The sequence below is a fragment of the Thermodesulfobacteriota bacterium genome, from assembly GCA_035559815.1.
Classification (GTDB): domain Bacteria; phylum Desulfobacterota_D; class UBA1144; order Nemesobacterales; family CSP1-2; genus DATMAT01.
This window is the reverse complement of sequence record DATMAT010000010.1, coordinates 95,871-104,853: the sequence shown is the minus strand read 5'-3', so window position 1 is coordinate 104,853 and position 8,983 is coordinate 95,871. Positions and strand designations below refer to the sequence as shown.

Here is an 8,983-nt window from a genome sequence, read left to right as displayed (position 1 = left end):
TTTTTTCTATTTCCGTAGCTTTGTGGATGAACCTGACGGTTTTATTATAGTATTTCTGGATATATCCTTCTTCATTAACCGGTTTTTGTATGACTACTTTTATGTAGTAGCTATGAATTGCAGAAAGCCACTTATAATCCTAGAAATACCAAGGTTGTTCCCCACGATATTCGTGATATCTTACACTGTATTTAAATAAGTAGCAGAAACCTTTTTCTTTGCTAGTTGTGTCTCTACTTCGATTAAAGTAGGGGGCAATCGAGCATCATCCTATTTGTTATCCCCGAAATCATTAATCGGGGATCCATGTACTTTTTGGATTCCCGCTTGCGCGGGAATGACAGATCGGGGGGGATTCCCACTCCCCCCTTCCGCGAGGACAAGCTTCGTGGGAAAGACACTCTCTTTGTCGTCATGCCTGAATGTTTCTCCTATAAATGCCTTAGTGGACAGATTTAAGCGGGAATGACGCTTTTGAGAGCGGAGTAACTACATTTCTTTGTTTTAACGATGTTTGACACCCATACGCCCAAACGACTAAACTTTTACTATCTATATTCCTGGGGATATGAGGCATGGAAGTAAAGAAAGAACTAAAGACGCTGGCAAGGCCATCTCTTGCCGAAATATTGGATGAGCACTCTCAAGAGGGCGAGCTTTATCAAAGATTAGAAGATAACAAGGTTCTCTGCTACGCCTGCGGCCACAGGTGCTTGATACGAGACGGCTTAAGGGGAATATGCAAAGTAAGATACAACAAGAATGGAAAACTATTTGTCCCAAAAGGGTACGTGGCCGCACTACAGTGCGACCCTACGGAGAAGAAACCATTCTTCCACGTCCTTCCCGGTTCATCAACGCTAACCTTTGGTATGCTTGGCTGTGATTATCACTGTGCCTATTGTCAGAACTGGCTTACCTCCCAGGCCCTTCGGGACTCTTCGGCGGGAATAGACCCGATGGCTGTTACGGCAGGGCAGATGGTTCGTATTGCTAAAAGATATGGAGCGAGTATGGTCGGAAGCTCCTACAACGAACCGCTTATTACTGCGGAATGGGCTGCGGATGTTTTTAGACTGGCGAGAGAGCAGGGATTTAAAACCGCCTTTATCTCAAACGGAAATGCAACCCCGGAGGTTCTAAAATATCTAAGACCGATTACAGATTGCTACAAAGTGGACCTAAAATCCATGCAGGATAAAAACTATAGAAAGCTGGGCGGGCTTCTTGGCACTGTTCTTGAAACCATTCCCCGGCTGGTGGAGATGGGATTCTGGGTGGAGATTGTTACGTTGATTGTACCCGGATTCAACGACTCGGATGAAGAATTGAAATCCGCAGCAAAATTCCTCGAAGATATATCACCGGATATTCCCTGGCATGTCACCGCGTTTCATAAGGATTACAAGATGACCGACCCGGATAATACATCGCCTGAGACCTTAATCCGCGCCGCAGAAATCGGTTATGAAGCAGGGCTGAAATTTGTTTACGCAGGAAACCTTCCCGGATACGTAAGAAACTACGAGAACACCTACTGCCCAAACTGTCATAAACTGTTAGTTGAGAGATACGGATATAAGATTTTGGATTATTGTATTACTAAAGATGGGAAATGCCCCAATTGTTCCTACGCTATTCCCGGGATTTGGTGGTGAATTATCCTTCCAAACCTGTCTAAAATAATGGATTGCTTCACTTCGCCGGCAATGACAGCCCGTAAGGATTTTCCATTTCTCTCACTTCTGGGAGAGGAGAACGGAGGGAAACCCGTAAGGGCGTTCATGGTTCGACAGGCTCACCACGAACGCCATATAGAATGAGGAGAGAGAGGAAATAAAATCTAAAGAAGTTATTTTGCACAGCAGTGTTTTCAAACCATTCTTGATCTAATAATAATAGTTTTGTCTTAGCTCTTTGCTATCCAAAAATATGCGGAATATACCTATTTGACTACCTCATTCGTCTTACCTATGCTTAGTAGTAAGACTATACGGAGGGAGTAAGATGATAGTAAAGGTTTCGTCAAAGGGGCAAGTTGTAATTCCAAATGAGATAAGAGAAAAAATGAAAATCAAAGCGGGCGTCTTTCTTGAATTTAGGCAGATAGACGATAAACGCCTTGAGGTGACGGTTATCAAAGACCCCGTCGAGGAATTGCATGGGATTCTCAAGGGCACAAACGCCCTACAAGAGTTGGAAGAGGAACATAGAAAGGAGATAGAAGAGGATGAAATACTTGCTCGACGCATGGGCGGTACTCGCATGGCTCCAAGAAGAAAGCGGTCATCTTAGAGTTGATGCTTTGATTCGCAAAGCACGAAACAAAGAAGTCAACCTGATCCTGGGCATAGTTAACTTTGGAGAGGTTTTCTATACTTACGCAAAGACGAGGGGTATTGAAGAGGCAAAAAGAGCTGAGCAATTGTTGAGGCTTCTTCCCATAAATATAGTCGCACCCGTGGAAGAAAAGCTAGTCATGAGTGCTGCACACCTTAAAGCACTTTACCCTGTATCCTATGCCGATGCCTTTGCCGCTGCACTGACCGAGAAGGAAAAAGCAATTCTTGTTACCGGTGACACCGATTTCAAGAAGGTCGAGAAAAGGATAAAAATTGAATGGTTAAGGTGAAGGTGGAAACCTTCCCGGATATGTAAAAACTGCGAAAACAACGTTTTAGGCGGCTTCTTCAAAACTCACAATTTCGAGCTCAGGTTTTTTCTTTCTCACATCCTCAGCAATCTTTTCTAGCCTTTCAGCTACATCTGAGGGAATCCACTTTTCTCCGCATTGAGAGCAAATATTGGCGGGTACACCTCTCACAATTAGGAGGCCAAATCCTAAGTCTACAGTAAAGGTAGTAAGTCCTTTTTCCTTATTCCCTCCACAAAGCGGGCACTGCCCCATCTTATTTTCTCCTAGTTTTATAATCGGATTCAAACTTATCTAAAATCGGTTCATAGACTGTAATAATATATGCCGTATTTTCTTTCTCATCAAGACTGACAACTACATGAAGCGGTTTACCCTTCGTCAAACTGAGTAGAAGGCAACTGGGAAATGGTTTATCTTCTGGATAATCTTCGATAATCTCCCCATCCATTATAACTTTTATCACTTCCTCTCTAGTAATACCACGTTCAATAATACGATTAATTGTGTGTTGTCTCCACTCATATTTCCCAGATTTGATACATTTTCTTAGTTTACTTAAGTTCATGCTACCTAAGTATGGTTAAAAGTGCACTTCCGGCTCAAAAAGGTTGACTTATATTATCCTGTGCCGCTGGGAAATCAAAGCCGTACTAGTCTATTATTTTCTTTTTTCAAACCAGATTATGGCTCAAGCTCTATAGATATAAATCGGTTATGAAGCGGGACTCAGGTTTGTTTATGCCGGAAATCTTCCTGGATGGATAGAAGATTTTAAATCATTGTATCACTGGTGATGGTAAGTGCCCTAGTTATTCATCAAATATTCCGGGGATATGGTGGTGAGAGGGGGAATTATTCCTGATGGAGTAATAATATAAGTTTTTATTTTGTCCGATTTAGTTTCTTCGACTTGTTCTGATATTTGTTTTAATTTTTCTTTGGAAATATCTTCCGTGGCTAATAAGATAGCAATACCATAATGAATTCTTTTACTTGAAATTTGATCTCGAAGTTTATTAATATCTGCAAGGAATCCATCTTTCATTGCCTTATTCAATCCCCAACCGTATTTTAATTGTATTGCTACTGAGATTATCTTTTCGTTCCAGTGGTAGGCATCATTTTTCATCGAGGAGTCGTCAAGCAAAACAATATTAAATCTGTCGGCGGATTTTTTAGTGCGAGGATATTCAGAGTGGAGAATTACGCTTAACTTTGGCCTTATGCTTTTCCCGCTCCAGGAGAAATTGTATTCGGTGGGGCTGAGCAGTTTGGAACTTTCGAGTTCTTCAGATATGCATCGCATGAGTTCGAATTGAAAATCCGATTCAGTAATGAAATAATATGAACAATTCTGTAGTTTTTCCCAAACTCTTTTGACCGAATTTTCGATAATTTCTAGATGAGTATTTAATAACATCATAGTGTATTTCCTAAACTCTATTAGCACCATTATCTCTCAACGAGAACTCCTTTCTCAACAAGCAGTTTTTATTAATTAAGTAAGCGCTCGTCAGCCCACGAGCAAGACTCGTTGGCTAAGCATGGTAAACGGCAATGAAATTTAGGAAACCTCCTCAATTTGCCTAACACTCCTTTTCCTATATAATACCTTCGTTAGTTTTCTTGCGGCTTACGCAATCCAATATGGAAACCAGATATATTAGGAATTTCTCCATAATTGCCCATGTGGACCATGGCAAATCCACCCTTGCCGACAGGATCCTAGAATTCACCGGGACGGTGACCGAGCGAGAGATGACCGAGCAATTTCTCGACCAGATGGACTTAGAAAGAGAGCGTGGAATTACCATCAAAGCCCAGGCGGTGAGGATCAACTACAAAGCAGAGGATGGAATTACCTATGAATTTAACCTGATCGACACCCCCGGCCATGTTGATTTCAGCTACGAGGTTTCTAGGAGCCTTCAGGCCTGTGAGGGCGCCCTCCTGGTGGTGGATGCTTCACAGGGGGTCGAGGCTCAGACGGTGGCACACGCCTTTCTCGCTGCCGATTCCGGACTGGAGCTTGTTCCGGTCATAAACAAGATCGACCTTCCTGCGGCCGAGCCGGACAGGGTAAAGAGTGAGATCGAGGAGATAATCGGGATAAGCGCCGAAGATGCCGTCTTGGCCAGTGCAAAAGAGGGAATTGGAACGAAGGAAATACTAGAAGCGGTAGTAAAGAAAATCCCGCCCCCAAAGGGGGAAGCCGAAGCTCCTTTAAAAGCCCTAATCTTCGATAGCTGGTTTGACTCCTATCAGGGCGTAGTAATGCTCGTTCGGGTCTTCGAAGGAAAGATCAAACTGGGAATGAGAATTCAACTGATGTCCACGGGCAAAACCTATGAGGTAAAAAAGCTCGGTGTTTTTTCTCCGAGAGCCATCGAGGTAGGAGAGATTTCTACAGGAGAGGTCGGATTCGTCACGGCGTCAATAAAGGAGATAAGCGAAGCAAAGGTGGGAGATACCATTACCGACGCGGCGAGGCCGACAGATAAACCCCTTTCCGGATTCCGGGTGATGAAACCGATGGTTTTTAGCGGTCTTTACCCCATCGACCCCGGGGATTATGACAAGCTCCGCGATGCTCTCGAAAAGCTCAGGTTAAACGATTCAGCCTTTGTGTACGAGCCTGAAACTTCCCTTGCACTCGGGTTCGGATTTCGCTGCGGATTCCTGGGGCTTCTCCATATGGAGATTGTTAGAGAGAGGCTGGAGAGGGAATTCGAACTTGAGCTTATTTCTACTGCGCCCACGGTTGTTTACCGGGTTACCGATACAAAGAGAGAGGTGAGTTTAGTGGATAACCCGAGCAAGCTCCCTTCTGCTGACAAGATAGAAATAATGGAAGAGCCCTATGTGCTGGTGATGATACACACGCCTAGTGCCCACCTGGGTGCCATATTCGACCTCTGCGAGAAGAGGCGCGGGGTTCAGAAGAATTTGAAATACCTGACCCAGGACCGGGTCATAGTGGAGTACGAGCTTCCTCTCTCCGAGATAATCTTCGATTTCTTCGACAAGCTTAAATCGGTTACCCGCGGCTACGCCTCCATGGATTATGAGCTTATCGGCTATAAAGAGTCGGAGCTGGTAAAGCTCGATGTGCTTATTAACGGTGAGCCGGTGGATGCGCTTTCCATAATCGTACACAAGGAGAAGGCCTACGAAAGAGGAAAGGAGCTTGTGGAGAAGCTTAGGAGACTGATACCGAGACAGCTTTTTGAAGTGGCGCTTCAGGCGGCCATAGGAAACAGGGTGATTGCGCGGGAGACGGTGAAAGCGGTGAGAAAAGACGTCACCGCAAAGTGCTATGGAGGCGACGTGACCAGAAAAAGAAAGCTCCTGGAGAAACAGAAGGAGGGGAAAAAGCGCCTCAAGCAAATAGGCAAAATCGAGATTCCCCAGGAGGCGTTTTTGGCAGTGCTTAAAACGTGATTGGTTGAATTACGGAACCACGACGACACAAAGAAAGATAATGGATACAAATTTGGAAGCCAGGAGTCAGAATTCAGAAGCCAGAATAAATCGATGAAGATCGTCTTTCTTCTGACTACAGGGTGCTGGATTCTGTATTCTAACTTAGTGTCTTGGTGCCGTTGTGGTTAACTACCCTATTTCTCCTTCGGCAGCATCATCTGGGTCAGGGCATAGGTGGCCGGGCTTATCGCTTCCGGGTCGGTGGGGATGTTTATCAATGCTGGCACCCCCGAGGAAAAAGCACGCAAGAGCGCTCCGCGTATCTCTTTTGGGTCAGTCACCAGTTCCCCGTATCCCCCCAACACCTTAACCAGTTCATGAAAGGGGGTAAAAGGAAGGTCCACTCCCACCGTCTGGCGTTCCCTTCCGTAGGTTAGCCAGAGCTGATGCTTGGTCATTCCCCAGGACTGGTCGTTGCATACTATTGTGACGAAGGGAATCTTGTGCCTTATGGCCGTCTCAAGCTCCATGAAGTTCATCCCTATCGCACCGTCGCCGCTTATGAGCGCTACCTGCCTATCCGGGTAAGCCACCTTCGTCCCGATAGCAAAGGGTACTCCTACTCCCATACATCCAAGTGGGCCTCCTTTAACGTAATGCCCCGGTTTGGCTACGTGATAGGTAGTGTCTGTCCAGACCTGAGTATCTCCGCCGTCGATTACCAGCATGCCGTCCCCGCCCAAAACCTGCTCCACCTCCTTGATTACCCTGAGGGCGTGAATGGGGGTTTTGTTGGAATTCCTGATCTCTTCGGCTTTCTGCCATTCCTCTTCACGCCACTTTTGAGCCAGTTCTGCCCAGGGTTTATAATCGAGGTTAATGGAATGCCTCTCCAGATATTCGGAAAGCTGGAAGAGCACCTTACCCACGTCGCCAATTATCCCCAGATCTGCCGGCCTGTTTCTCCCTATCTCTCCGGGGTCGATGTCCACCTGAATAACCTTTGCATCGGGGTTAAAGGTCCGGCCGAATCCGATGTATAGGCTTAGCCTGATGCCCAGGAGCAGGATCAGGTCCGCCTCGGAGGTTATTTTCTTAAAGCCCACCGGGGCAGATGGGCTTGCTGCACCAAAGCACATCGGGTGGTCATCCGATAAAATTCCCCTTCCAAAGTTCAGGGTGAAGGTGGGGACCCCGACCCGGTCTATAAATTTCTTGAGTTCTTCATCTGCCCCGGAGTACCAGGCGCCGCTTCCGGCAATGACCACCGGACGGCGGGCGGATTTAAGCATTTCGACGGCACGTGCAACAGCTTCTCTCGCTGCCTCCACTTTGTAGGAGGGGATTTCCGTGTTGTATCGTTCCACTTTTCCTTCTTCTAAATTCGCATACAGAACCTCGTAGGGCATTCCCAGATAGACCGGACCGGGCCTTCCGGAGATAGCCTTCTTGTAAGCGGTAGACACATATTCGGGGATCCGCTTCGGGTCAAAAATGGTCCTGGCCCATTTGGTAATCGGTGTGATGACCGCCTGCTGGTCGATATCCTGTAGAGGAAGCCGGTCATTCTCCTCAATCCCCGATTTCCCGGAAAGAAGGAGGCACGGGGAATTGGAGAGATATGCCCCGGCTATTCCGGTAAGGGTATTGGTAAATCCCGGACCTGCCGTGACCAGGCATATTCCCGGTTGCCTCTTCACCCTTCCATAAGCGTCGGCGGCCATGGATGCCCCCTGCTCGTGATGGAAGTCTATGAGCCTTATGCCGAAATCCACACAGGCATCATAAATGGGGTTTATATGGCCCCCGCTAAGGGAGAATATCTCCCGCACCCCTAGCTCATGCAAGGTTTTCACTACTAGCCATCCACCGTGAACTTTGGACATTGTTTCCCTCCTATCTATTCTCGGTCCGGGCTCGAAATAACATTAATGGGCAGAGGGTCAACTGATTTTTATTTCCTCCCTTTAAGTAGGGAAAAAAAATTCATAAGAGTTGGTTTAGTTATATCGAACCCGGGTCAGCATAAAATACTTTTACACTAATCCATTTGTAAATCAAATAAGGTTTTCGTGACGGATATTCAAATGGTAAAAGATAATCGCCTACACTTGTATATCTACTTGGTTAACTGTTAAAATAACTCTTTAGTTGGGAATTCCCTGTGGTTTGCCACAGGGTTACCACTATATTGTCATTGCGAATACATTCACGGAGCCTGCACTGAGAGAATCGAAGTGTTCAGTGTAAACTCCGTGAAGGAATCTGACACCGCGTGTCATTCTGAGCCATGTCCTGAGCGGAAGTGAAGGAGCAGCGAAGGATCTAACGGATTGCCTCGTCGCGGAGTCTATCCTGAGTGAAATCGAAGGACTCCTCGCAATGACAAATGAGACGCTATTATTCTAAGACCATACCCTGCAGCTTACTGCAGGTTGTTGATTAGGAGGTAAAAAATATGGAAGGCCAAGAACAGAAAGGCTCGGCAATGGACTCGGTGGCAATGGCTTTCAATATGGGAGTATCTGCACGAAGGCAATCCCAAGGTAGGAGTGTCGTTCATGTAGCGAACGAGCTTGGACAATATATTTACTCCAATCTTTCTCGTTCCTTTGGTGCTAAATATCCAGAAGAATATCTTCTAGCCAATACCGAGCACCTTCTACAAATCGCTCTCCTCGGATATATAATCCCGGAAGTCTGCGCCTACGACGAAGGTTTTAAAACCAGGCTTTTTAATCTAATTGAGGAAAAAATCAATCAATCCCAAGCGCAATCAGACGAACCGCAGGGCGGTAATATAATCACTCCATAAGAAGTGAAGAATGAAGAATTAAAGAAGAGTTAATCTGAATTCTCAACTCTTGACTTATTGCTTAGAGGACTATCGTTTACCAGCCCTCT

The 8,983-nt window shown here is 45.9% G+C and carries 9 protein-coding genes; 6 read left to right on the top strand and 3 right to left on the bottom strand.

What is annotated here, in order from left to right:
* The 4 genes from VNN20_02395 to VNN20_02380 all read left to right on the top strand — a co-directional run.
* On the top strand, positions 1–199 hold a 199-nt coding region (locus VNN20_02395), incomplete at its 5' end, for a hypothetical protein (GenBank protein HWP91034.1).
* 376 nt (positions 200–575) lie between these two features.
* The gene (gene amrS, locus VNN20_02390) at positions 576–1,658 is read left to right on the top strand and encodes an AmmeMemoRadiSam system radical SAM enzyme (protein HWP91033.1); all 1,083 of its coding nucleotides are present in this window, start codon (positions 576–578) and stop codon (positions 1,656–1,658) included.
* Positions 1,659–2,007: 349 nt separating this feature from the next.
* The gene (locus VNN20_02385; protein HWP91032.1) at positions 2,008–2,295 is read left to right on the top strand and encodes an AbrB/MazE/SpoVT family DNA-binding domain-containing protein; all 288 of its coding nucleotides are present in this window, start codon (positions 2,008–2,010) and stop codon (positions 2,293–2,295) included.
* The gene (locus VNN20_02380; protein ID HWP91031.1) at positions 2,231–2,632 is read left to right on the top strand and encodes a type II toxin-antitoxin system VapC family toxin; all 402 of its coding nucleotides are present in this window, start codon (positions 2,231–2,233) and stop codon (positions 2,630–2,632) included. Before VNN20_02385 ends, VNN20_02380 begins: the two co-directional genes overlap by 65 nt.
* Before the next feature lie 45 nt (positions 2,633–2,677).
* On the opposite strand, the gene VNN20_02375 is transcribed toward VNN20_02380, so the two are convergent.
* The gene (locus VNN20_02375; GenBank protein ID HWP91030.1) at positions 2,678–2,941 is read right to left on the bottom strand and encodes a type II toxin-antitoxin system MqsA family antitoxin; all 264 of its coding nucleotides are present in this window, start codon (positions 2,939–2,941) and stop codon (positions 2,678–2,680) included.
* 520 nt (positions 2,942–3,461) lie between these two features.
* Complete coding sequence (locus VNN20_02370) at positions 3,462–4,109, bottom strand: hypothetical protein (GenBank protein ID HWP91029.1); 648 nt, start codon at positions 4,107–4,109, stop codon at positions 3,462–3,464.
* A gap of 194 nt (positions 4,110–4,303) precedes the next feature.
* Between VNN20_02370 and lepA the strand changes: the two genes are divergently transcribed.
* Positions 4,304–6,097 (top strand): translation elongation factor 4, encoded by a 1,794-nt coding sequence (lepA, locus tag VNN20_02365; GenBank protein ID HWP91028.1) that lies wholly within the window; start codon positions 4,304–4,306, stop codon positions 6,095–6,097.
* A gap of 176 nt (positions 6,098–6,273) precedes the next feature.
* Here the strand turns inward: lepA and VNN20_02360 are convergent, their stop codons facing one another.
* A complete protein-coding gene (locus VNN20_02360; GenBank protein HWP91027.1) occupies positions 6,274–7,965 on the bottom strand; it encodes a thiamine pyrophosphate-binding protein in 1,692 nt (563 codons plus the stop codon).
* 572 nt (positions 7,966–8,537) lie between these two features.
* Here VNN20_02360 and VNN20_02355 point away from each other — a divergent pair.
* Positions 8,538–8,894 (top strand): hypothetical protein, encoded by a 357-nt coding sequence (locus tag VNN20_02355; GenBank protein HWP91026.1) that lies wholly within the window; start codon positions 8,538–8,540, stop codon positions 8,892–8,894.
* Positions 8,895–8,983: the final 89 nt, after the last annotated feature.

Coding starts and splice junctions, on each gene's coding strand:
- VNN20_02355 (HWP91026.1), top strand. CDS start 8,538: ATGGAAGGCCAAGAACAGAAAGGCTCGGCAATGGACTCGGTGGCAATG.
- amrS (HWP91033.1), top strand. CDS start 576: ATGGAAGTAAAGAAAGAACTAAAGACGCTGGCAAGGCCATCTCTTGCC.
- VNN20_02385 (HWP91032.1), top strand. CDS start 2,008: ATGATAGTAAAGGTTTCGTCAAAGGGGCAAGTTGTAATTCCAAATGAG.
- VNN20_02380 (HWP91031.1), top strand. CDS start 2,231: ATGAAATACTTGCTCGACGCATGGGCGGTACTCGCATGGCTCCAAGAA.
- VNN20_02370 (HWP91029.1), bottom strand. CDS start 4,109: ATGGTGCTAATAGAGTTTAGGAAATACACTATGATGTTATTAAATACT.
- VNN20_02360 (HWP91027.1), bottom strand. CDS start 7,965: ATGTCCAAAGTTCACGGTGGATGGCTAGTAGTGAAAACCTTGCATGAG.
- lepA (HWP91028.1), top strand. CDS start 4,304: ATGGAAACCAGATATATTAGGAATTTCTCCATAATTGCCCATGTGGAC.